The 25,191-nt window shown below is 37.4% G+C and carries 19 protein-coding genes and 1 other annotated feature; of the genes, 7 read left to right on the top strand and 12 right to left on the bottom strand.

Translation table 11 applies throughout. The features are described 5' to 3' along the window. Nucleotides 1-285: 285 nt before the first annotated feature. Nucleotides 286-2,583: a diguanylate cyclase domain-containing protein gene (locus ACNSTQ_RS07215; RefSeq protein WP_418199180.1), complete on the bottom strand. Its 2,298-nt coding sequence runs from the start codon at nucleotides 2,581-2,583 to the stop codon at nucleotides 286-288. Nucleotides 2,584-3,025: 442 nt separating this feature from the next. Here ACNSTQ_RS07215 and rpsD point away from each other — a divergent pair, with 442 nt between their 5' ends. After that, nucleotides 3,026-3,628, top strand: coding sequence for a 30S ribosomal protein S4 (gene rpsD, locus ACNSTQ_RS07220; protein ID WP_418199181.1), 603 nt, complete (start codon nucleotides 3,026-3,028; stop codon nucleotides 3,626-3,628). A gap of 158 nt (nucleotides 3,629-3,786) precedes the next feature. On the opposite strand, the gene tyrS is transcribed toward rpsD, so the two are convergent. Beyond that, nucleotides 3,787-5,043, bottom strand: a complete 1,257-nt coding sequence (tyrS, locus tag ACNSTQ_RS07225) for a tyrosine--tRNA ligase (RefSeq protein ID WP_418199182.1) — start codon at nucleotides 5,041-5,043, stop codon at nucleotides 3,787-3,789. A 362-nt stretch (nucleotides 5,044-5,405) separates the two neighbouring features. After that, nucleotides 5,406-5,617, bottom strand: a binding site (T-box leader). Between the two features lie 136 nt (nucleotides 5,618-5,753). Between tyrS and ACNSTQ_RS07230 the strand changes: the two genes are divergently transcribed. Continuing rightward, nucleotides 5,754-8,621, top strand: coding sequence for a transglycosylase domain-containing protein (locus tag ACNSTQ_RS07230; RefSeq protein ID WP_418199183.1), 2,868 nt, complete (start codon nucleotides 5,754-5,756; stop codon nucleotides 8,619-8,621). 117 nt (nucleotides 8,622-8,738) lie between these two features. Here ACNSTQ_RS07230 and acsA read toward each other — a convergent pair whose 3' ends face one another. Then, entirely contained in the window at nucleotides 8,739-10,454 is a 1,716-nt protein-coding gene (gene acsA, locus ACNSTQ_RS07235) for an acetate--CoA ligase (protein WP_418199184.1), read from the bottom strand. A 240-nt stretch (nucleotides 10,455-10,694) separates the two neighbouring features. Here acsA and ACNSTQ_RS07240 point away from each other — a divergent pair, with 240 nt between their 5' ends. The 3 genes from ACNSTQ_RS07240 to ACNSTQ_RS07250 are packed head-to-tail and all read left to right on the top strand — an operon-like array spanning nucleotide 10,695 to nucleotide 13,199. Then, entirely contained in the window at nucleotides 10,695-11,327 is a 633-nt protein-coding gene (locus ACNSTQ_RS07240) for a GNAT family N-acetyltransferase (RefSeq protein WP_418199185.1), read from the top strand. 55 nt (nucleotides 11,328-11,382) lie between these two features. Further along, complete coding sequence (locus tag ACNSTQ_RS07245) at nucleotides 11,383-12,030, top strand: acetoin utilization AcuB family protein (protein WP_418199186.1); 648 nt, start codon at nucleotides 11,383-11,385, stop codon at nucleotides 12,028-12,030. Beyond that, nucleotides 12,027-13,199, top strand: coding sequence for an acetoin utilization protein AcuC (locus tag ACNSTQ_RS07250; protein ID WP_418199187.1), 1,173 nt, complete (start codon nucleotides 12,027-12,029; stop codon nucleotides 13,197-13,199). The genes ACNSTQ_RS07245 and ACNSTQ_RS07250 overlap by 4 nt, the downstream gene beginning before the upstream one ends. Before the next feature lie 260 nt (nucleotides 13,200-13,459). On the opposite strand, the gene ACNSTQ_RS07255 is transcribed toward ACNSTQ_RS07250, so the two are convergent. The 5 genes from ACNSTQ_RS07255 to ACNSTQ_RS07275 form a co-directional block, all read right to left on the bottom strand. Continuing rightward, nucleotides 13,460-14,155 (bottom strand): 5'-methylthioadenosine/adenosylhomocysteine nucleosidase, encoded by a 696-nt coding sequence (locus ACNSTQ_RS07255; protein ID WP_418199188.1) that lies wholly within the window; start codon nucleotides 14,153-14,155, stop codon nucleotides 13,460-13,462. Nucleotides 14,156-14,448: 293 nt separating this feature from the next. Continuing rightward, a complete protein-coding gene (gene motS / locus ACNSTQ_RS07260; RefSeq protein ID WP_418199310.1) occupies nucleotides 14,449-15,195 on the bottom strand; it encodes a flagellar motor protein MotS in 747 nt (248 codons plus the stop codon). Continuing rightward, entirely contained in the window at nucleotides 15,185-15,994 is an 810-nt protein-coding gene (motP, locus tag ACNSTQ_RS07265) for a flagellar motor protein MotP (protein ID WP_418199189.1), read from the bottom strand. Before motP ends, motS begins: the two co-directional genes overlap by 11 nt. Nucleotides 15,995-16,047: 53 nt before the next feature. After that, the gene (ccpA, locus tag ACNSTQ_RS07270) at nucleotides 16,048-17,058 is read right to left on the bottom strand and encodes a catabolite control protein A (protein WP_418199190.1); all 1,011 of its coding nucleotides are present in this window, start codon (nucleotides 17,056-17,058) and stop codon (nucleotides 16,048-16,050) included. 383 nt (nucleotides 17,059-17,441) lie between these two features. Further along, nucleotides 17,442-18,518: a bifunctional 3-deoxy-7-phosphoheptulonate synthase/chorismate mutase gene (locus ACNSTQ_RS07275; RefSeq protein WP_418199191.1), complete on the bottom strand. Its 1,077-nt coding sequence runs from the start codon at nucleotides 18,516-18,518 to the stop codon at nucleotides 17,442-17,444. A 214-nt stretch (nucleotides 18,519-18,732) separates the two neighbouring features. On the opposite strand from ACNSTQ_RS07275, the gene ACNSTQ_RS07280 reads away from it, so the two are divergent. Continuing rightward, nucleotides 18,733-20,907 carry a cell division protein FtsA gene (locus tag ACNSTQ_RS07280; RefSeq protein ID WP_418199192.1) on the top strand — a complete coding sequence of 725 codons (2,175 nt, stop codon included), beginning with the start codon at nucleotides 18,733-18,735 and terminating at the stop codon, nucleotides 20,905-20,907. Between the two features lie 184 nt (nucleotides 20,908-21,091). On the opposite strand, the gene ytxJ is transcribed toward ACNSTQ_RS07280, so the two are convergent. From ytxJ to ACNSTQ_RS07295, 3 genes are read right to left on the bottom strand one after another with little or no spacing between them, the layout of a single operon-like run. After that, complete coding sequence (gene ytxJ, locus ACNSTQ_RS07285; RefSeq protein WP_418199193.1) at nucleotides 21,092-21,415, bottom strand: bacillithiol system redox-active protein YtxJ; 324 nt, start codon at nucleotides 21,413-21,415, stop codon at nucleotides 21,092-21,094. Between the two features lie 15 nt (nucleotides 21,416-21,430). Continuing rightward, nucleotides 21,431-21,898, bottom strand: coding sequence for a YtxH domain-containing protein (locus ACNSTQ_RS07290; protein ID WP_418199194.1), 468 nt, complete (start codon nucleotides 21,896-21,898; stop codon nucleotides 21,431-21,433). Between the two features lie 15 nt (nucleotides 21,899-21,913). Beyond that, entirely contained in the window at nucleotides 21,914-22,348 is a 435-nt protein-coding gene (locus ACNSTQ_RS07295) for a DUF948 domain-containing protein (protein WP_418199195.1), read from the bottom strand. A gap of 313 nt (nucleotides 22,349-22,661) precedes the next feature. Between ACNSTQ_RS07295 and ACNSTQ_RS07300 the strand changes: the two genes are divergently transcribed. Then, a complete protein-coding gene (locus tag ACNSTQ_RS07300) occupies nucleotides 22,662-23,777 on the top strand; it encodes an aminopeptidase (RefSeq protein WP_418199196.1) in 1,116 nt (371 codons plus the stop codon). A 56-nt stretch (nucleotides 23,778-23,833) separates the two neighbouring features. Here ACNSTQ_RS07300 and murC read toward each other — a convergent pair whose 3' ends face one another. Next, nucleotides 23,834-25,132, bottom strand: a complete 1,299-nt coding sequence (murC, locus tag ACNSTQ_RS07305) for a UDP-N-acetylmuramate--L-alanine ligase (RefSeq protein ID WP_418199197.1) — start codon at nucleotides 25,130-25,132, stop codon at nucleotides 23,834-23,836. Nucleotides 25,133-25,191: the final 59 nt, after the last annotated feature.

The following is a 25,191-nucleotide window of genomic DNA, read 5'->3' on the forward strand; positions in this document are numbered from 1 at the left end:
CCGTTCCCCCTTAAAAACTATGTACTAGTATATTTCTTGATCCTTTGTGGATGCCCTTCGTAAACCTCTCGACAAACCAGAAGAATGTTTCTACATGATCTGCTATAATGAAATGATTTCCGAGTTTAGGGAATTGATCCATGTTATACAAACCGTCGAATTATACTAGAGAACGTTCTTTTTGAGATGATAAAGTCGCATTAACACATAAACTTCCGTATACTACACCTGGAGTTTGAATAAAAAAAAGAGACTAACTTCATGTTAGCCTCCAATGATATATTTTCAAAGATGGGATTGGTCAATGACTTGATTTTTCCCTGACTTTTTAGCGATATACAGACATTCATCTGCCATGTTAAATAATAATTTAAGTGATTTTTTCTCCTCAGTTTGATCCCAAAAGGATATCCCGCATGAGATGGTAACTCTAGGGCTCGTTTCAATTGCAACATTTTTTACAATTCGCTCCGCTATCTTTTTACCTGTTTCCAACTGAACTTTTGGCAAGTAAATAGCTAACTCTTCCCCACCCCATCTAGCTGCAATATCGTTATCGCGAATATTCTTCTTCATTATATTTGCTACTTGAATTATGATATCATCACCGACTTGATGTCCGTACGTGTCATTAATCATTTTGAAGTTATCAATATCAATTAATACAAAACAGCCGTATGCATCACTCAACATCGATTCTTGGATTTTTTGATCAAGATAATTACGAGAATACAACCGAGTTAAATGATCCGTAATGACGAGACGCTCCAATTCTTCATGTAAAATTGAATTCGTAAATGCTAACGTCGAATGATGAATAAGTGATTGTAACAACTTGAAGTTTTCAAACGTGAAGTGATACGGGTTTTTATGAAGAACAACGACCATTCCTTTTAACTCTCCGCTTTGAACCATCGGAACAGCTAACAAGGACTGATAGGGGTCAATTTCATAAATACCATCAGCTTTTGCATCTCCTACAAATAACGATTCTTTCTCTACCTTAATTTTTTGGCTTAACGTCGCTAAAGGAACTTGAGCTTTTTCTGTAAAATAAAATTCAGTGCTTCCTTCTAATACATTTAATTCCCCGCTAGTGAACATGATATAGCCGACTTGTTCAGCACTAAATGATTGGAGAATTTGGTCTGTCATGAAGCGGATCGTATCTGATAACCGCAAGTTTGAATTTAGTTGATGAGACGTTTGGTTGATTAATTGCAAGTCATTAATTAGTTGTTGTGATTGCTGATACAACTCTGCATTTTCTAATGCATTTCCACCTATATCAGCTAACGTTTCAATAAATTCTATTTCATGCTTAGGAAATACTATTGAGTTGGTCGTTTGTATTTGCATTACACCGTATACACCCTGTTTTCCTCGTAACGGTGCATAAAGTCTCGAACATTGATCTTTAATTACGTCTTCAATTTGAATATCTCCTGTTAAAAATGCAGTTTCTCCAACACCATACGATTCAATGCCATAATTAAACTGCTTCACAGGAAGATCTTCACTTACTTTCCAGTCTCTAGATAATAATAAGTCTACTGAAAACGATGGATACATTTCTTCCACCGCATAAATCATTTCGCCTAATACATCTCCTACATCCATTGATGAATGAAATTTTTTTGTAACTTGAAGCAAGAGTGCCTTCCTCTTTAGTTCAACACTTGCTCTTTCGTTTTTATGTGCTTGTAATAAGATCGGTTTTACTTCTTGAAGAAAGCTCTTAAACTCTTCATAGTTATTCTCTTCTTCTAGTTGATCTCTCAACAAGATGACAAGAACGGCCACTGGATTGGCCGTTTCAGTACAGGTAGGAACAATTATAGCTTTGTCGTAGTGAAAGTCACACGACATCCACAGATTATCGGTCATTTCTGTATATGTATAAATACCCCATTCTTTTTGAATTGAGTTTTTGTGTAAGTAGCATTGTTTAGTGCTTGGTTTTGTTTGATTTTGAGTTGAAACAACTAAACTTAATAGTTCATCATCCATTCTTTCAAAAAGAAGCACATCTTTTACAATTTGATCAAATGATGTTCGAATTAGCTCTAATAAGGAGTTAGCAATAGTCGACATGCTTATATCGTAGTTCGACTTTTTTAGAATGTTTTGCAGTGCAGTTGCGTCTTCATTCATACCACTCTCGGTCTTTTCATGTTGATAATTCTGCAAATAGGAAGATAAATATAATGCATTACGGAAACCTTCAAGGAAACTTTTTATCGAAATGTCTTGGTCCGATTCGCCAATACTTGCAATCATTCCAAGGTAACCGTCCCAAGCCTTTTCTGGTAATGAAACACTAATTATATCCGCACGGCATCCGTTTAAATCAAATGGAAATTCATTTTCTAGCATACTATCTTTTAATTGGTACAACACTTCGATCATATCGGTCTTTAAACCACCAATTTCTCTAATGGTAATTATCTCTCCTTGTTGATCAGCAAGAAATAAGACAGCAGATGGAAAGTATTTTCCAAACGAAACACTGTCTGTGACTGACAACTGTAGGAGTTTAGACACATCTATTGAATTAACTTTGTTAGCATTAAGTTGATTCATGTTATAGCACCACCATTACATACTTAAGACAGCATTCCGATACTTTAATAATAGGGAAATAAAACTAATTTTATTGATATTTTTTCCAACCATAATAATTCTTTATTTCATTATACCTGATCTAATATTGTATTACTATAAATATATGGTAGGACTCACCTTATGATATTTGAATAGTTATTGTACACTGTCAAGGACTGTGGTTGACATCGGTATTGTAAAGTAATATAATAGCATTTGTGTGAAATATGACAGCCAAGGTAAGCTTGATTTGGACCCTCACATTTTGTTCCTCAATTCAGCGGCTGGTGATTGTGTTGAGGTGCATCGCGTAACTTCACGCTGTCGAAGCGAAGGTGCATGAAAGCAAAATGACCATTTCAGGAGATTGCCACAACTGTTGTTGTTTTGCTCAAACAAAATAACAAAGGAGGAGTCATTCATGGCTCGTTATACAGGTCCATCTTGGAAATTATCTCGTCGTTTAGGTATCTCATTAAGCGGTACTGGTAAAGAATTAGAAAAACGCCCTTACGCACCAGGACAACACGGTCCTAACCAACGTAAGAAATTCTCAGAGTACGGTTTACAATTACAAGAAAAGCAAAAGCTTCGTCACATGTTCGGAGTAAATGAGCGTCAATTCCGTCGTATTTTCGACGATGCTGGTAAAATGCCTGGTATCCACGGTGAAAACTTCATGATCTTACTTGAGTCTCGCCTTGATAACTTAGTTTACCGCATGGGTCTTGCTCGTACTCGTCGTGGAGCACGTCAGCTTGTGAACCACGGTCACGTAATGGTTGATGGAGGACGTGTTGATATTCCTTCATACCGCGTAAAACCTGGTCAAACAATTACTCTTCGTGAAAAATCTCAAAACTTGTCTGCTGTTAAAGAAGCTATTGAAGTGAACAACTTCGTTCCTGGATATATCTCTTTCGACGCTGAAAAGTTAGAAGGAACTTTCACTCGTTTACCAGAACGTTCTGAGCTTCCTGCTGAAATTACAGAAGCACTAATCGTAGAGTTCTACTCTCGTTAATAACAATGAGAACGATTGGATTATTCCAGTCGTTCTTTTTTGTTTTCTATTTTTCTTAGTATTAGGCTGTTTTCGTAAACTTTGTTGCTTTTGGACCGTTTTTTGAAAATAAAAAGCAGACTAACCAAGTCAGCCTGCTCTACATACTTAACTAATTTTTAATATTGAATTAAGTAGTACTTCTTCTTCCCGCGGCGAATAATCGTAAATTGTCCTTCAATTTTATCTTCTGTTTGTAAAAGACGACCTACATCCGTACATCTTTCACCATTAATGTAAATGGCACCATTTTGAATATCTTCACGGGCTTGACGTTTAGAAGGTGAAACTTTAGCTGCTACTAATAAATCAACTAATGCCATATTTTCATTTTCACAAGTATAAGAAGGAACATCTTTAAAACCTTGCTTAATTTCATTAGCACTCAAGTTCTTAATATCTCCACTAAATAAAGCATCGGAAATTCGAATGGCTTGTGCTAGCGCCTCTTCTCCATGAACTGTTTTAGTTAACTCCTCTGCAAGTCTGCGTTGTGCAAGGCGTAAGTGCGGCTCTGTATCAACTGCTTTTTCTAACTCGTTAATTTCATCGTGTGATAGGAATGTGAAGTACTTAATAAACTTAATGACATCACGGTCATCTGTATTGATTAAGAATTGGTAAAATTCGTATGGTGTTGTTTTTTCTGGGTCTAACCAAATGGCTCCACCTTCTGTTTTACCAAACTTAGTGCCATCTGCTTTTGTAACTAACGGGATGGTGAAACCAAACGCTTTTTCTTGATCACCTAATGATTTTCTAATTAACTCTAGACCCGCTGTGATATTTCCCCATTGGTCACTTCCACCAATTTGAAGTTTACAGTTTTCATTTTGGTATAAGTTAAGGAAATCGTACGACTGTAAGATCATGTAGCTAAACTCAGTAAAAGAAATCCCTGAAGAAATACGTGACTCTACAGAATCTTTAGCTAACATATAGTTAATCCCAAAGTTCTTACCTACATCTCTTAAAAACGTAATTACATCAAGTTTGCCAATCCAGTCATAGTTATTGACTAACTTAGCCCCTGATTCACCTTCAAAATCAAGAAAGCGGGACAACTGTCCTTTAATTCCTTCTGTAAATTGTTCAACGATCTCTTTTTCGTTTAACGTTCTCTCTGCTTTTTTACCACTTGGATCGCCAATAAGACCAGTAGCACCACCAACAAGTGCTAGCGGCTTATGACCGGCTAATTGAAATCTTCTTAATGTGAGAACCGTAAGCAGGTGTCCGATGTGCAAACTATCTGCCGTAGGATCAAACCCACAATATAACGTTACTTGCTCTTCACTTAACTGCTTAGCTAACCCCTCTTCATCTGTCACTTGATTAACTAATCCGCGAAATTGCAAATCCTTCAATAACTCCATTTGTTCCACTCCTATTTTTTATGAATTATTAGCCCGGAAATTAGCTATGTTAACACCATTTGAATGAAAGTCGTTGTTTTAGTCATTAGTGAAATCCATTCAATGATTAAAACAACTCAAATCAACACCTGTACATTAACAGAGCTTGTAAAAATAAAAGGCTCTTTTCTAAAAGGATGTTGCTTTTAGCTATTGGACCGTAATCAAGCGAAAGCTTGGTTCTTCACGCTTTAGCGTGAAGCTTTTGAATATAAATCAGCCAGATGGATAGATGAATTTATCCATTAGGGCTGATTTATATTCAAAAAACGGTCCAATGGCAACAAAGTATACGAAAACAGCCAAATAAAAAAAGTCCCTCAAAAAGGGACGAGAAATCTCGCGGTACCACCCTTCTTGAAGAACATTGATCTTCCACTTCACATGATAACGGAATTAATCCGCCTGTTATGAATAGTCATAACAGATTGCTCCTAGTTTGTAATTCATAGTTACTCTTTGTACCGATTCACACCATCCATCGGCTCTCTAAAACAGGGAGAGACTACTACTGAAAACTAATCAATGCAATAAATATTTATTATCCTTCTCTTTTTAACATAATTATTTTCTAATGTCAATCTTTGACTATACAATGTGGCAGAAAAACCATATTAATGACAAATTTAAATATGGTATAATATTGTTTGAAGTTTAGGAGGTTCTTATCTATGAGAAATCTATTAAATACTTTATCCAGTAAATGTGAACAGGTGGTTAACTTCTTAAGACGCAAAAAAATCTTAAGTAATCTCGATATTACATATCAAGTCGTTTGGAACATATTTTTAGTTTTTCTTGTATTTGGGGTTATTTCGATGTTTTTTGTAGGTGGTGCAGGAGCTGGCTTCTTTGCATCCCTTGTAAAAGATGAGCAATTAAGAAGTTATGAAGCGATGAAAAAAGACATTTACAATTATGAGGAAGTAAGCGAAATATACTTTGCTAATGATGTCTATCTAGGTGAACTTCCTACGGATCTAGAACGACGGGAAATTCCTTTAGAAGATATTTCTTCTCATCTGATTAATGCCATTATTGCTACAGAAGACGAATATTTTTATGAGCACGAAGGAATTGTACCAAAAGCCATCATGCGTGCAACGTTCCAAGAATTTACTAACGCTTCCCTGCAAACAGGTGGAAGTACACTCACACAACAATTAGTAAAAAATCAAATATTAACGAGCGAAGTTTCTTTTGACCGAAAAGCTCGTGAAATCGTACTTGCGATGCGCTTAGAGCACTTTTTTGAAAAAGATGAAATACTCGAAGCATATTTAAACATTGTACCGTTCGGAAGAAATGCCAATGGTCGAAACATTGCAGGTGTTCAAGCTGCTGCGCAAGGTATTTTCGGCGTTGATGCTAAAGATTTAAGTATTCCACAAGCGGCATTCATTGCGGGATTACCACAAAGTCCTTTTGGGTACACACCGTTTTATCGCAGTGAAGGAAAAGTCGTAGTTAAAGAAAATCTAGATCCTGGTATCAACCGGATGAAAACAGTTCTAAGAAGAATGCATGAAGGTGGACATATTACTGAACAAGAATATCAAGAAGCATTAAATTATGATATTCGTGCCAACTTAACAGCAGCAACACCAAGTATTAGGGATGAATATCCGTATATAGCCGATGAAGTTGTTGAGAGAGCGGTTAACATTTTAACTAACCAATATGTATTAGAAGAAGGAATTGAACTCGAACAGCTAGATGCCGAAGAAAGACTAGAAATCATTAACAAACATGCAGCCAAAGCTCGAGTTGACTTACGACAGAATGGTTATCGTATTCATACAACGATTGATAAAGAAATCCATGATGCGATGAACGAAGCGATAAAAGATGAACGTTTTTTTGGACCAACTAAAGATGGTGAACCTGAGGAAGTTGGTTCGATGTTAATTGAAAACCGAACAGGAGCCATTTTAGGTTTTGTCGGTGGTCGAGATTTTGAACGTGAACAGTTAAACCATGCAACAAATGCCCGTCGTCCAAACGGCTCGACGATGAAACCTCTTCTAGCTTATGGACCGGCAATGGATATCGGGGCACTTCAACCAGGACATATCATACCTGATGTACCTACATTTTATAAATCGGATTCATCGCGTCAGGTAAATAATTTCAATAGAAGCCACCGCGGATTAATTACTGTCCGAGAAGCACTTAAGACATCACAGAACACGACAGCGGTTCGGGGTTTATGGATGGCACCGCACGAAAAAAGCCGTGAAACTTTATTGAAAATGGGCTTTCGATTAAATCCAGGTGAACCATATGAAGCTGCAGCTCTTGGAGCAATAGATCACAATGTAACAGTTGAAAATAATACAAATGCATACGCTACTTTCGCAAATGGAGGAAAATACATTCCTTCTCATATGATTGATAGAATTGAAACGAAAGACGGCGAAGTTATTTTCGAACATCAAATCGAAGAAGTTGAAGTGTTCTCACCACAAACATCTTACTTAATGATTGATATGATGCGTGATGTGTTACGTGGAGGAACTGCAAGCTCATTGCCAGGGAGATTAAAATTTAGAGCTGATTGGGCAGGTAAAACGGGGACAACTCAAGACTTTTATGATGTCTGGTTTGTTGCTACCAATCCTAATGTCACAATGAGCGTCTGGATTGGTTATGATACACCAAAAGAAATCAAGCGAGAACCGATAGCGGGCCTAAGCTACAGCCAACGTACACAACAAATTTGGGCAAACATTGCCAATGCAGCCTATGATGTTCGACCAGAAGTCATGTCCCCAGGCCATAACTTCCAAATGCCAGATGGAATTGTTTCTAGAGCCATTTGTGGCGTATCTGGATTGCTTCCTTCTGATTTGTGTAAAGAAGCTGGTTTAGTAAAAACAGACCTCTTTAATGCTAAATTTGCGCCAACTAAAGTGGATGACAGCTTACAAAAAGTGAATTATGTTTTAATTGATGACCAACCTTATGTAGCGTTAGATAATACACCGAATGAGTTCACTTTTAGTGGAGTTATGATTAAAGAAGAGTATATCGAAACATATAGATTGAGCGGTTCTCTTCAAAACCAATTAAGCAATGTGATACCTGATCGAAAAGCAAAACATAACGGAAAGCAACCTTCTGCCGTTAATAATGTCAGCTTAAGTGGTTCAACATTAAGCTGGGGTAAACAAAATGAAAATGACATCGTTGGATACCGAATATATCAAGCACCAAATGGATCCGATCAATTTAAGCTTATTGCTAGTGTTAAAGGAAGTGCTACTACTTCCCACAACATTAATTCAGGTTCTTATGCCTACTATGTAACTGCGGTTGACGTTGCGGGCAAAGAATCTCCTGCATCGAATATTGCTAAAGGTGATAATTGGAGTGCGGAACCACTGAAAGAGGAAAAAGAAGAAAAAGAGCCTAAGAAAGATAAGAAAGAAGACGAAGATAAAAAGCCAAAACCACCGTCCGACGATAATGAAGACCCTAGAAAACCAACAACACCAAAACCTCCTTCAGAGTCAGGTGGAAGTGAAAATAATGGTTAAATATCCAAAGAGGCTGATAAAATGTCAGCCTCTTCTTTTTTGTTATTCATTAAATTTTTTTTATATCGACTAAACCGAAACTAAAAAAGAGACTAACTGAAGTTAGCCTCCCTTCTATTAATCTTCCATTGTAGATAAGTCACCAGTTGGTAAATCCAGTTCCCAAGCTTTAAGAACACGGCGCATAATTTTTCCACTTCTTGTTTTCGGAAGTTTTTCACGGAATTCAATTTCACGCGGTGCTGCATGTGCTGCAAGACCTTTTTTCACGAAGTTACGAATTTCCTCGATCAATTCATCATTTTGCTCATAACCTTCGCGTAAAGCGATAAAGGCTTTAATAATCTCCCCACGAACAGGATCTGGCTTTCCAATAACTCCCGCCTCTGCTACAGCTGGGTGCTCAATTAATTTACTTTCTACTTCAAATGGGCCAACACGTTCACCTGCAGTCATAATGACATCGTCAATTCGTCCTTGGAACCAGAAATAACCTTCCTCATCCATATAGGCCGAGTCACCTGATACATACCATCCTTTAATTTCAAAATAACTTTCGTACTTCTCTTCATTATTCCAAATCGTTCTCATCATAGAAGGCCATCCTTTAGCAATCGCTAAGTTCCCCATACGATTTGGCGGTAATTCGTTTCCTTGATCATCAATAATAGCCGCTTTTACTCCTGGAATTGGTTTACCCATTGATCCAGGCTTAATATCCATACAAGGATAATTACAGATAAGCTGAGCGCCCGTTTCAGTCATCCACCAAGTATCATGGATACGTAGATCAAATACTTTAGATCCCCAACGAACTACTTCAGGGTTTAGAGGCTCACCTACAGAAAGAATATGACGAATATTTGATAAATCATACTGCTTAACAAGCTCATCTCCAGCACTCATGAGCATACGGAACGCGGTTGGTGCACTGTACCAAACAGATACTTGATAACGCTGTAATGTTTCATACCAGTCTTGAGGGCTAAAACGTCCCCCACGAATGACGTTTGTTACACCACATAACCATGGACCAAAAATTCCATATGATGTTCCTGTTACCCAACCCGGATCAGCTGTACACCAATATACATCATCATCTTGTAAATCTAATACCCATCTAGCTGTTTGATAGTGTTGAATCATTGCGTTATGAACGTGAAGTACACCTTTTGGCTTACCTGTTGAACCCGAAGTGTAATGAAGAATTAGTCCATCTTCACGATCTACCCATGTAATTTCTAATTCACTACTTGCTTCTTGCATTAATTTATTAAAGTCCTTAATTGGACCTTCTTCTTTTACATTATCACCAATAATCAATACTGTTTCTAGATTTGGAAGATCCCCTACTGGGACACGTTCAAGAAGATCTGGCGTAGTTACTAAAACTTTTGCTGCACTATCTTCTAGACGATCACGTACAGCCCCCTCCATAAAAGCTTCGAATAATGGACCAACAATTGCACCTAGTTTAATAGCCCCAAGTACAGAAAAATATAGTTCTGGAGAACGTGGCATGAAAATAAAAACACGATCACCTTTCTCTACCCCTACGCTTTTCAAAACGTTACCCGCACGGTTAGACATTTGGCTCATTTGTTCAAATGTATATTTCTCATCACGTTTTGCGTCACTATAGTAAAGTGCCACTTTATCTTTTTTATCAGAAAAGGCATGACGATCAATGGCTTCATATGCCATATTTACCTTACCTGTTGTACTCCAAGAAAATTCTTTTTCAACTGTACTCCAATCAAAATTTGTAGCTGTTTCTTCATAACTTACTAGATTGTGGTTACCTTTCGTTGCTGGAAGCGCTTGCACGTTCATTTACCATCTTCCTCTCTACATGAATTTCCCTACTTTCTGAATTTATTATATTATAGTTAGAATATTTCTTCAATTATTATTTGGAAGTTTTGGAATTTTAATATTTTACCGATTAGATTAAATTGTGTAAACTTTTTGTGTCAATTGCTCGATGCAACGCTTTTGTAATATGATTCATGTATAATGATGTTGAAGTAAGGACTGAATAATTTTTAAGTTTTTTTAAAGGTGGTTACCACATTGAACCATGTAAAAACGTATTATCGTACAGAAATACCATTTGAAGATCGAACCATTGTGATTGAAGGTCCAATTAGCGGATCAGAAATTGAAAAATTAGATTACCACCCTGGATTAACTGCTTTTAGAACTCCAGAACAGCAAAAAAAAGCTTTAATTGGAATTGCTGATTTGCCAGAGGGTAGAATTAATATTGCTCGAGATGGAAATCAAATTATCGGGTATGTAACATTTGTTTATCCTGACCCTCTAGAGCGATGGTCTGAAGGAAAAATAGAAAACTTAATTGAATTAGGTGCAATTGAAGTTGCCAGAGAGTACCGTGGTATACAAATAGGAAAAAACCTACTAAGATTATCTGTAATGGATGATGCAATGGAAGACTACATTATCATTACGACTGAATACTATTGGCATTGGGATTTAAAAGGAAGTGGATTATCGGTATGGGACTACCGAAAAGTTATGGAAAAAATGATGCATGCCGGCGGGCTCGTTTGGTATGCTACTGACGACCCTGAAATTTGTTCACATCCTGCGAATTGTCTCATGGTTCGTATCGGTAGTCGTGTCGATAGTGAGTCGATTGAAAAGTTTGACCGTCTACGCTTTAAAAATCGCTTTATGTATTAATAATTCATAGGATTAAATCATAGTAACTTTGTTCTCAGTGAAAGGGTGCTTACAAATGATTGTAGAAGAAATAATGAATATTGGCATTACCACATTAAAGGCCACAGCAACCATTCAAGATGCAATTGAGATAATGAATAAAAATCGAATTCGCCATATACCAATTGTAGATGATGAAATGCATATCCTTGGAATTGTAACTAATCGCGATATACGTGATGCAAGTCCTTCTATTTTTCATGCAGATGAACATAAAGAAGACTTTTTAAAACCGGTAACTGAGATTATGACAACAAATGTGATTACGGCCCATCGCCTAGACTTTGTTGCTGAAGTTTCTGCTATTTTTTATGAGCATAACATTGGGTGCTTACCTATTACTGAAGATGATAAACTGATTGGAATTATTACAGAAACTGATATTCTCCACACATTAGTCGAATTAATGGGAGCACATCAACCAAGTTCACAAATTGATGTTCTTGTTGAAAACATTACCGGAAAACTTGCGGATATCGCTCATATTTTTAAAGAGAGAAAAGTCAACATTACAAGTGTACTCGTTTACCCTTATAGTGATGATCCGAATTATAAAGTCTTAACATTCCGTGTACAAACGATGGATCCAAGGGGGATTATTGAAGCAATCGAAAAAGAAGGCTATAAAGTGCTTTGGCCAAACATTCCAGGTATAGGCCTATGAATAAAGATGTAGCATTTATTTATTCCGAAGATCAACTCTCCTATAAATTTAGTAAAGATCACCCCTTCAATCATTTAAGGTTAAATCTAGTATACGATATGTTAAGAAAATTAAATGCTATTCATGATCATCAAATTGTTAAGCCAAGGATGGCAACAGATGAAGAAATTGCTCTTATTCATGATAAGGCTTATATCGATGCCGTTAAAGCAGCTGGTAAAGGTGAATTAAGCATTGGGATTGCCAACAATTATGGGCTTGGTACTGAGGATACTCCAATGTTTGAAAATATGCACGAAGCTGCTTCCCTACTCGTTGGTGGGACGCTTACCGCTTGTGATCTCGTTATGGAAAATAAAGTGAAGCATGCGATGAATCTAGGCGGTGGTCTTCATCACGGATTTCGTGGTAAGGCATCAGGTTTTTGTATTTATAATGATAGTTCCATCGCTATTGAATATATGAAACAGAAGTACGGTGCCAGAGTTCTTTACGTCGATACGGATGCTCATCATGGCGATGGTGTTCAATGGGCATTTTATGATGACCGTGACGTGTGTACTTTTTCTATTCATGAAACGGGCCGTTACTTATTTCCCGGAACAGGCCATGTGAGTGAAAAAGGTCAAGGGGAAGGTTACGGCTTTTCTATTAATATACCATTAGATGCGTTTACTGAAGATGAATCGTTTATGAAAGCCTATGAAACTGCTTTTCGTGAGGTCATCGAGTTTTTTAAGCCAGATGTCATTATTACTCAAAACGGTGCAGATGCTCATTATTATGATCCTTTAACTCACCTCTGTTCAACGATTGAGACCTACCGTTTTATTCCGAAGCTAGCTCATGAATTAGCACACGAATACTGTGATGGACGCTGGATTGCCGTAGGCGGCGGTGGTTATGACATATGGAGAGTCGTACCACGGGCTTGGTCTATGGTTTGGTTAGAAATGACAAACCAACTTCACTTAGCGCAAGGACCACTTCCTCAAGCATGGTTGGATGAGTGGAATGACAAAGCACCTGTATCTTTAACTACGACTTGGGAAGACCCAGAAAATCTATATCCAGAAATCCCAAGAAAACCCGAAATTGTAGAAAAAAATCATAAAACAGTTGAAAAAGCTCTATATCACATACGCCGAGAAATGAAAACGCAATCATGATAGAAAAGCGGAAGGCGCCTGCTTATCGGCGACAAGCGCTGGAGGGCCAGCAATAAGTGGCTCGCTCTTTAGACACGCTTGATGGACCGAAGCGACCTCGAGCCGATGGCGCCTGCAGCTAGACAGTAGAAAAGCGGAAGCGACCGGTTAGCGACGTAGGGACTGGAGCCCTCCGTATGAGATAAAGGATACACAGACTCAAAAATAACAGGCAGAGGTAAATCCTCGCCTGTTATTTTCTTATTATTCATCACTTTCTGTTATTCCATATGCTCTAACATCGCTTTGACAATGAAATTCGATTGCTTTGCTGCTACCTCAACAAATTCGTTAAAGCTCATCTTTGCTTCGCCATTTGCTTTGTCAGAAATCGAACGAATAATGACATATGGAATGTCATTTAACATCGCCACTTGGGCAACAGCCGAACCTTCCATTTCCACACAAGCTCCTGCGAATGTATCTTGAAGCTCCTGAACAAGTTCCTGACTCGCAATAAACTGATCTCCACTTAATACTCGTCCTTTAATAACTTGTATGTTTAACTGTTCCGATGCTTTTGTTGCTAACTCAATGAGTGAAACATCTGCAGGAAAATCAGACGTATGTTCAAACATTGGGATTTCGCCACGTTTGAAGCCTAATGGACTAGCATCAATGTCATGCTGAAGAGCACTCGTTGATATCACGATGTCCCCCACATTTAGGCTTGGATCAAGTGCTCCAGCTACACCTGTAAAAATAATCTTTTCCGTTTGAAAATGGTCAATTAAGATTTGGGTTGTCAGTGCAGCATTTACTTTCCCTACTCCAGATTTACAAAGAACAATTTTATGATTGCCCATCGTTCCTGAATAGAAGGTGTTTCTTGCAATTTTCGTTTCACTCTTAATGTCCATTTCTTCTTTCATCAGTTCAATTTCCTCATTCATTGCACCAATAATTCCAATTACCATACCTAAATCCTCCAACTATAATAGCGTTTATTATTTTAATGACTGTGGTTTATTGTAAACTAACTTCAGACGTTTCAACCTAGTGATAACTTGTACGAATATGCTTATTATATATTAGTTAAACATCATTTATCAGTGATACTGTCGAAAAAGATTTTCATAATAAAGAGCCTTTCCGATAGATGGTGAAAATCAAGCTTCCGTTTGATTAACGGTCCAAAAGGAAATAGCAACAATCTCTCTCTTTGATAAAAGAGCCTAAGCAAACAAAAAAGGCGACCGAAGGGTCAACCTTAAAATGTATCTTCAGCGTCATATGCAGGGTCAGAGATTACAATGACCACCCGACGATTCGTTTGTAAGTTCTCAACCGTTGTATTAGGAACAACTGGACGTGTATCACCATAACCGGTTGCCATAAAACGGTTAGCCTCCAGATTGTGATTGTCGACAAGGTAACGAATGACACTACTCGCGCGAGCACCAGATAACTCCCAGTTGGATGGATAACGATACGTTGATATCGGTCTAGAATCCGTATGACCTTCAACCTTTACCATATTGGGAATAGCCACTAACAACGTGCCGACTTTGTCCAAAAATGGTTTAGCATCTACCAGCACATCAGCTTCAGCTGTGGCAAATAACGTTCGCTCTTGTAATACGAGTACGACCCCGCGATCATCACGAGTTGCTGATATTAATTCAGTTAAATCATTCATCTCCAGGAATTCCTGAACTTCTTCTAGAAGCTCGTCCATATTAACATCTTGTTCTTCACCAAATTTCCCTTCATCAAAAGGGTCTTTTCGCTGCTCGCCTCTTTCTTCTCTCGGTGTCTCAAACTCAATTGCTGATGGAAGGAAGTCTAGCACTTGCCGCTGTTGAAACGATTCTGCTATCGCCCTAAATTTTTCAGCATCTACTACAGACATTGAAAATAATAGAATAAAGAATACTAGAATAAGAGTCATTAAATCCGAAAAAGTGACCATCCATTTTGGAGCACCTTTATCTTCTTTAGGACGTCTACGATTCAACATTTAAATCACTCGTCTCTTCGTTTGCATTTACTTTTTTACCTTTTGGAATGAAGGCACTTAATTTTTCTTCTAAAATTTTCGGGTTTTGGCCTGATTGAACACCAATGACACCTTCAACGATAATTTGTTTCACAAACACTTCTTCTTCTGTCTTATTTTCTAATTTAGCAGCAATTGGTAAGAAAACTAGATTAGCTAAAACCGTTCCATATAAAGTGGTTAATAGTGCGACAGCCATATTTGGTCCAAGTGTCGTTGGATCATTTAAATTTTGTAACATAAGAACAAGACCGATCAAAGTCCCGATCATTCCCCATGCAGGAGCATATTCCCCCATTTTTAAAATGATCGCCCTACCTTTACGGTGCCTTTCTTCCATAGCGATTACTTCAGCCATCATAATGTCCTTAATAACATCGGGTTCAATTCCGTCAACTGCAAGTAGCACCCCTTTTTTAATAAAAGGGTCCTCTACTTCCTCTAAACCTGCTTCTAATGCTAATAGCCCTTCCCGCCTTGCTTTTCCTGATAAATCAACAAATGTGTCGATTAACTTATTTAAATCATGTTCTTCATGACGGAAAGCCTCCATAAATACTTTTGGCAGTAATTTCACGTCCGCTATCGTAAAATTGATCACCGTAGCAGCTAATGTACCCCCAAAAACGATTAAGATTGAAGCAATTTGAATGAAAAATACAACTCCAGATGGACCAGCATTTGAGAAAATTGCTAATAATAGTACTGAAATTCCTACAAAAATACCTATAACCGTTAAAATATCAAACTTCTTCATAATCCTCTCCCTGACTATGTCCACCTACCACTTATAGCTAAAGTGTTTGAGAGTTAACTTTCCTTTTGAACGGTAGAATCTCGAAACTCTATCCGATGTGGCAGGACGACAATATGGTCTGTAACTTCTTCTTTGTTCATAAATTTTGTTAATAACCGCATCGAAACAGCCCCGATATCGTACATAGGTTGTACAACTGTCGTTAAGGTAGGGCGAACCATTGTTGCTAATCGAGTATTGTCAAAACCAATGACTTCAAAGTCTTTTGGAACTTCATAACCTCTATCTTGTGCCCCGTGAATAATACCAAGTGCCATTTCATCCGTTGATGCAAAAATAGCAGTCGGTTTTTCTTTAATCTCTAAGAAGCTCTGCATCGCTTCAATTCCGGAGTCATAAGTGTAATCACCAATTTTAATCATGTTATCGTTAAAAGTTAAACCAGCTTCTTCAATTGCTTGACGATAGCCTGCAAACTTTTGATACCCATTTACTGGATCTTCAAGTGGTCCTGATAACATTCCGATATTTTTATGGCCTTCTGATATTAAATGATTAATTGCATCATAAACAGCTTGTTGATAATCGATAACAACAGATGGAATCGTTTTTTCAGAGTCTAATGTTGCTGCAAGTACAACAGGTACTGGAGAATTCTTAAATTGTGCAGCATGTTCATCTGTAATTTGTCCACCCATGAAGACAATACCGTCCACTTGCTTTTCTAACAACGTATTAATCAGGCGAATTTCCTTTTCTTTGTTTTGATCTGAATTACATAAAATAATGTTATATTTATACATTGTCGCAATATCTTCAATTCCGCGAGCCAATTCTGCAAAGAAAATACTAGAAATGTCAGGGATAATTACACCTACTGTTGTTGTTTTCTTACTAGCCAACCCTCTAGCTACAGCATTCGGCCTGTATCCGAGTTGTTCGATTGCCTCCATTACTTTTTTTCTTGTTGCAGGTTTTACATTTGGGTTTCCATTGACAACACGAGAAACGGTTGCCATTGATACTCCTGCTTCTCTTGCTACATCATAAATCGTTGTATTCACGATGATCCTCCTCTATATTAATTACCTTATTTAAAATGGTTTAATTGTATAGTTATCATACGATACATTAAGGAGGTTCCGCAATCTGTTTACATTACTTATATCGACAACATTTTGATCATTTTTGAGCATAGATTTTAATTTTCCTGATTTTATGTAAAAAAATGTCGACACGGGTCCTTAATGAACCTAAAATTTCTTATAATTAGCAATATCCTTAACACTTATTTCCTATACCATTTAAATACGCAAAGAGACAAAAAGAGACTGTCCCAAAAGGTCCGGCTCTCGAAGTTACGTATGATATAGTGTAAGCTAATCTTCCACTATATCGATGAGATGCCTGGCTCTTTCATTTTGAGACAGCCTCGAATCATTTTAAATTAAAATTTGTATAACCCAGATTCTCTAAGATTACTTACAAATTCGTTAAATTGCCCGATATCCATTTGTTGTGCTGAGTCAGAAAGTGCTACGGCAGGATCTGGATGTACTTCTGCCATTACCGCATCAGCACCAATAGCTAGTGCAGCTTTTGCAGTTGGAAGTAAAAGATCTCTACGTCCAGTAGAGTGAGTCACATCAACTAATACTGGTAAGTGTGTTTCTTGTTTTAAAATTGGAACTGCTGAAATATCAAGTGTGTTACGGGTTGCCTTTTCGTACGTACGAATACCACGTTCACACAGCATGATGTTGCCATTTCCTTTAGATATAATATATTCTGCAGCATTGATGAACTCTTCAATAGTAGCAGAAAGACCTCTCTTTAGTAGAACTGGCTTATTAACAGATCCTGCTGCTTTTAACAATTCAAAGTTGTGCATGTTACGTGCACCGATTTGAATGACATCAATATATTCAACGGCAACTTCGATATCTTCAGGTCTTACAATTTCACTGATAACCGCCATATCATACTCGTCAGCAACACGTTTTAAAATTTGTAAACCTTCAAGCCCTAAGCCTTGGAAATCATATGGAGACGTACGAGGTTTAAATGCTCCACCACGTAACAATTTCATTCCTTGCTCTTTCATCGCCTTGGCTACTGCAGCAACTTGTTCATAGCTTTCAACAGCACATGGTCCCAATACGAGACGTTGTTGTCCATCACCAATTAGTTCTCCTTTAAGATCGATCACTGTATCTTCAGGATGTTTTTTACGAGAAACAAGTAGAGCTTTTCTATTATCATCTTCCTGTAATTCCAAACCTGCTTTAAAAATTTGTTTAAATAAATGTTGTAATGTAGATGTTTCAAACGGTCCGTTATTATTTTCAGCTATTAAATTAAGCATTTTTCGCTCACGCACTGGATCAAATCGATTTACACCTTGCTTGTTTTTTACTTTACCGATTTCTTGAACTAAGCGGGCACGCTCATTAATTAGCTCTAGTAACTGTAAGTTAACCTCATCTAACTTGTCTCTCAACATATCTAATTGCTCGTTGCTCATCTCTCCCACTCCTTATTGTTTGTTTCAAAGTTTTAAGAAATATGGTACATTTCTAATGATTAGGGATTATTATAAACGATATTTTCCTATATGTCACGACTTTTTTCTTTATTGATTAAACGCTTTTAAGCACTAAAGTGAAACTTATTATTTTTAGATAATAATTTACTGTTGATTTATAGCTTATGAAATATTTAGTGAGAAGGTGTTACATATGAACATAATTGAACAATCCCCTATATTCGCACTAGACATCGGGACTCGTTCTGTTGTTGGTCTTCTTTTACGCCAACAAAAAAATCACTATGAAGTAATTGATGTTATTTCAAAAGAACATAAAGAGCGTGCAATGCTCGATGGTCAAATCCATAATGTCTTATCCGTTTCTGAATTAATTTTAGAAATCAAAACAATTCTCGAAGAAAAGCACGGAAAGTTAACTAAAGTTTGCGTGGCGGCTGCTGGACGATCGTTAAAAACAAAGCGAGCTAAAATGGAGTTAAATATTTCAGGAAAAAACTTAGTAAATCAAGATGATATCCTTCACTTAGAATTAAGTGCTGTTCAACAAGCTCAATTTCAACTAGCCAACGACTTTCAAGATCAAGAAAGCTTTAACTACTACTGTGTGGGCTACTCCGTTCTTGACTATCGATTAGACGGGGAAAAAATCGGCAGTCTCCTCGACCAATCAGGGCAAACGGCAACGGTTGAAGTGATTGCAACGTTTTTACCGAAAGTCGTTGTTGAGTCTTTAATTGCGGCTCTTCAACGCAGTGGTTTAGAACTAGAGGCTTTAACGTTAGAACCGATTGCTGCCATTAATGTCCTCATACCACCATCGATGCGCAGGTTAAATGTAGCACTCGTCGATATTGGTGCCGGGACATCCGATATTGCTATTACAGATGAAGGAACAGTAACAGCTTACGGAATGGTGCCTTTTGCTGGAGACGAAGTAACAGAAGCGATTAGTGACCACTTTCTACTAGATTTCCCTGATGCCGAACTCATTAAAAGACAATTATCAGAAAAAGACGAAGTAACTCTTACTGATATTCTCGGCTTTGAAACAACGTACCCTAAAGATGAAGTAATTACAGCCATTGAAGGAACGATTAAAGAGTTAGCTAATGCCATTACGGCGCAAATCCTTGAACTCAATGGCAAATCTCCAAAAGCAGTGATGCTCGTTGGTGGAGGAAGCATGACGCCCTCTCTTACTAAGTATATCGCTCAAGCTTTACAATTACCTGATAATCGTGTGGCCATACGCGGAATTGATGCAATTAAAACATTGGCATCCACGGAAGGGATTAAGGAAGGCCCTGAACTAGTGACGCCGATTGGTATTGCGATTGCAGCAAAGGAAAATCCAATTGAATATATTAGTATCAATGTGAATGATCGCACGATTCGAGTTTTTGATGTTAAAAAATTAACTGTCGGAGACGGTCTCCTTGCAGCAGGAGTAGGAATATCAAAACTTTACGGAAGGCCTGGGAGTGCTATGATGATTTATGTAAATGAACAGCTAGTTACAATCCCTGGTTTCCACGGTGAACCGCCGACCATCTTAAAAAATGGTGAAAAAACATCCCTTGACGCCACTCTTGGACCAAATGATACGATCACTACTGAAAGAGGGAAAGACGGTGCTCCTGCCTCAGCCAAAGTAGGAGATATTGTGGAAGAAATCCCATCACTTCAAATCACGATTAATAACGAAATTAAATCTGTTTCAGCACTCGTTTTGAAAAATGGGAGCCCGACCGACATTGAGGAGTCACTTCACGAAAGAGACCAACTTGTCATTCAACTGCCAAAGACCGTAAAAGATGTTCTAACCTCTCTTCAATATATAGATGAGCTAACTGCTCTAACTCCGTTCTATGTTTATGTAGACGAAAAGAAAATCATCGTACCACAAGAACATACAATTATTCTGAATGGGGTTGAGGCAACGATTAACTCATCCATTAAAAATGGGGACACATTAGTGATTGATGTTGTAAAGGATCCTTCTCTCCCTACAACAAAAGAGTTGTTAGCGACTTTAAACGTTCTCACTCAACAAACCATTTCTGTTTTATATAATGGAAACCCAGTACAACTGACTAAACCTTCTGTTCAAATTACTCGAGAAGGGCAACCGATTGAAGAAGGAGCATCACTTGTACACGGCGAATTTTTATCGTTATCTAAGGTAGACAACGAACCGTTTATCTTTCAAGATTTATTCCGCTATGTAGATGTGGATATATCTCTGCAGCCTCTTCAACGTGTTTTAGTTGCTAAAAATGGAAAAGAAGCGTCCTTTAGTGAAGCGATATACAGTGGTGATAAATTGGAAATTCGTTTAGTCCCAATGAATCCTATAGAAAACTAGAGGCCAAAAGAAGTGCAACCGAGGGTTGCACTTCTTTTATTTATTAACTATGTTAAATAATACTGTTGATATCCGTTGATTTTGGGCTCATCGTGTGAAATGTTAATTTCACACGCCTTTGAAGAACTGAAAACTTGCAGGAATGAGCCCAAAATCAACAATACTCTTTAACAGCGTTTCTTTATTAAAGCTTCTGCCATTCAGCTTTTAATGCAGTAGCCGTCACATTCCAGTGGGAGGCATTCCAAACCACTTGACCTTCAGAAAACAATATGGCTTGCGGTGATTCGTGTTTTACTTCAAATTGCTCTGCAATATCATTGGAAAGCGGTCTTGCTTCTTGTACATTTAAGTAAAAGAATGCCCCCTCCTGTTCTTCTGCAAATTTAGAAAATTCCTTATAAGCTTCATGACTAACAGGACAAGTCGTACTATTTTTTAGTAAGAATAACTTACTGTGTTCATTTAATAACGCTGTAAACTCATCAGTTGTATTTACTTTCTGCATCTTTAATTTCTCCTTTTATGCTTGCTCTACTGCATCTTTACGCTTTTCTGTTTCCTCTGTAATCGTATCGTGCAAGTTGCTGACTTCTTGTTGAATACTTTCTTTTAAGTTTTCCGCACTATCTTCAACTTGATCAGTAACGTCTGCTACTAAATCTTCTGCAGAGCTTTGGGCATCTGCTACATCACTTTTAATATTCTTTGTAACTTCTTTCACTTTATCCACTACTTGAGAAGATTGTTCTGTAACTGTTTTTGCAAGATTAGAGGACTTTTCTTTTGCAAGTGTTGCCCACTCATTGCTTCTCTCATAGGCAGTATTTGTAAATTTAGTCGTTTTGTCTTTAGCCATTTGAGCTTGTTCATTAATATTACTTCTAAGCTCTTTCCCCGATTTAGGTGCTAAAAGAAGTGCTGCAGAAGCACCTACAATTCCCCCAATTAATGAACCAATTAAAAAGTCTTTTGTATTCATGTCTCCCATATCAAATTCCTCCTTTTATGAATTAACATCGTTTGGATGGTGTTGCTTCTTTTCTTTCCATTTCGAATATAAATCAATAGCAGCATTACCCCATTGAACAACTTGAGCAACTTGTGCAGATTGCTGCTCTGACTGCCTTGCTACTTCGTTTGAAACCCTCTTTAATGAATTGTTTACCGTCTGCACGGACTCACCAAGATCTTTAATCGAGTCAAACATCGTATTAAGAGACTGAGACTTTACATGAATGTCATCAGCAAGACGATTCGTCTTCTGAAGCAAATGTTCTGTCTCTCTCGTAACTCCCTGTAATTGCTTTTCTAGACTACTAACAGTATCTGCTACATTATTTAATGTTTTCGTTGCTGACTTTAAGGTTTGAACAAGATAAAGAACTAAAATTAGAAATGCTAATGCTACAACTGCTACACTTATGTATACGATAATCATGTTTATTCGCCACCTCCCTACATCATGCTATTTACCCACATAGAAGCTTTTTTAAACGGAGACTTGGTAAGAACTTCTACAAATATTGTAATAATCCTTCATTTATTTAGCTATTTTCTAATAAAAAATGTGTCAATCCTACTAACAATGAGTCCATAATCAATCGATGTGTAGTTAAGGTTCTTCAGCTATAAAGTTATGCATACAACCATCTATTTTGCATAAGTATCATTTACTATTGATGAAACGACTGCTATTATATTAGCTATTAAACGTTTACAATTAGAATATCAAACTTAGGAGGAATACAACTATGCGAGATCCAAGAATTACGACATTAGCGAAAAATCTAATTAATTACTCGGTTCGTCTTCAAAAAGGCGAAAAAATATTAATAGAAAATTTCGGTCTACAAAAAGAACTAGTTAATGCTCTCGTTCAAGAAGCTTATGCTGCTGGAGGCTTACCTTTCGTTACATTAAAAGAGCATCAAGTAGATCGTGCCCTATTAATGCATGCGACTGAAGAACAACAGTCTCTTACAGCTCAATTTGAAGCAAACGTTATGAAGGAGATGGATGCTTATATTGGATTACGTGCAGGGAATAACATTTCAGAGCTAAGTGATGTTCCTTCTGATAAAATGGCATTACATAGTAAAACCGTAGGAACCAAAGTTCACCGTGAAATTCGTGTTCCTAAAACGAAGTGGTGTGTACTGCGTTACCCTTCTTCATCAATGGCTCAATTGGCTAATATGAGTACGGAAAACTTTGAGGATTTTTACTTTGATGTTTGTAACTTAGATTACGGTAAAATGGACAAAGCGATGGACGCTCTTGTAGAGTTAATGAACAAAACGGATAAAGTTCAAATCAAAGGACCAGGAACAGATTTAACTTTCTCGATTAAAGATATTCCTGCTGTAAAATGTGCTGGGAATATGAACATCCCTGATGGCGAAGTTTATACGGCACCTGTTCGAGATTCCATCAATGGTACAATCTCTTATAACACACCTTCTCCTTATCAAAGTTTTACGTTTGAAAATGTTCAATTTACATTTAAAGATGGAAAAATCATCGAGGCCACTTCAAATGATACAGACAGAATTAACAAAATTCTTGATACAGATGAAGGCGCTCGTTACGTAGGGGAATTCGCGATTGGAGTTAACCCATTCATTCAACATCCAATGAAAGATATCCTTTTCGATGAGAAAATTGATGGAAGTTTCCACTTTACACCTGGGCAATGTTATGACGATGCATTTAATGATAATCACTCAGCTGTCCACTGGGATTTAGTTATGATCCAACGTCCTGAATATGGCGGTGGTGAAATTTACTTTGATGATGTACTCATCCGGAAAGATGGCCGATTTGTCATTCCAGAATTAGAGTCACTAAATCCAGAAAATCTTAAATAAATGTTTAAAGCAGGAGCTGATTTAACTTAAATTAACTCCTGCTTTACTTTTTGAATTTATTTGATTTCATCTTCATAAGCTTTTTGAAACTTTTGGATGTCACCCGCACCCATAAATAATAGTACACCATTTTCGTGCCTTTTCAGTTTCTCAACTTCCGCTTCACCAATAACTTCACTATTAGGAATTAATTCCTTAAGGTCATTAATCGTTAAACTTCCTTTATCTTCACGAGCCGAACCAAAAATATCGCATAAGTAAACCTTATCAGCTTCATTAAGGCTATCAGCAAACTCATTTAAGAATGCTTTTGTCCGAGTAAACGTATGGGGTTGGAATACAGCAACGATTTCCTTTTCCTCATACTTTCTCCTAGATGCATCAATTGTAGCTGTAATCTCAGTCGGGTGATGAGCATAATCATCAATTAACACTTGGTTATTATAAAATGTTTCGCTGAATCTACGCTTCACTCCTTGAAACGTTGCTAGGTGATCAATGAGAACATCTACTGGTACATTTTCATAATGACATAAAGCAATAACAGCTAAAGCATTTAATACATTATGCTTCCCATAACCTGGAATCGTAAATGTTCCATAAATGTTATTTCTTACAAAAACATCGAATGAAAGACCTGATTCTGTGACTTGGATATTACGGCCTTGGAAATCATTATGTTCTCCAAATCCGTAAAATACGATAGGAACATTGGCATGAGTTTCTTGTAAATATGGATCATCACCACAAGCCACTATCGCTTTATTCACTTGCATGGCCATTTCTTGAAATGCCGCACAAACATCTTCGACATCCTTAAAGTAATCCGGATGGTCAAAATCGATATTCGTCATAATACAGTAATCCGGCGTATAGTTTAGAAAATGTCTGCGATACTCACAGGCCTCAAACACAAAGTATTTACTATCTTGAGCACCTTTTCCAGTACCGTCACCAATTAAAAAAGAGGTAGGATAGGCCTCTCCAAGAACATGAGCTAATAGCCCAGTCGTCGACGTTTTTCCATGCGCACCAGTAACAGCAATATTTGTAAATTTCTTAATAAATTCGCCTAAAAACGTAGGATATGGATATACGTCAAGTCCCATCTCCTTGGCACGTTGAATTTCAACATGATCATCTTTGTAGGCTGCTGATGCAATAATGACCTGATTGTCCTCGATATTCTCAGCATTGAAAGGTAATATCTTAATACCTTTGTCTTCTAAAGGTTTTTGTGTAAAAAACTCTTTATCTACATCTGAACCTTGCACCGTATAATTCATATCATGCATGACTTGCGCCAATGCACTCATTCCCGACCCTTTAATTCCGATAAAATGGTAAACAGTCATTGACTGAACCTCCAAATAAATGATATATCTTCTCCAGTAAAAAGCGCTCTTACTACTTA

Origin of the sequence: Alkalihalobacterium sp. APHAB7 (genome assembly GCF_048323755.1) — a bacterium.
Classification (GTDB): Bacteria; Bacillota; Bacilli; order Bacillales; family Bacillaceae_F; genus Alkalihalobacterium.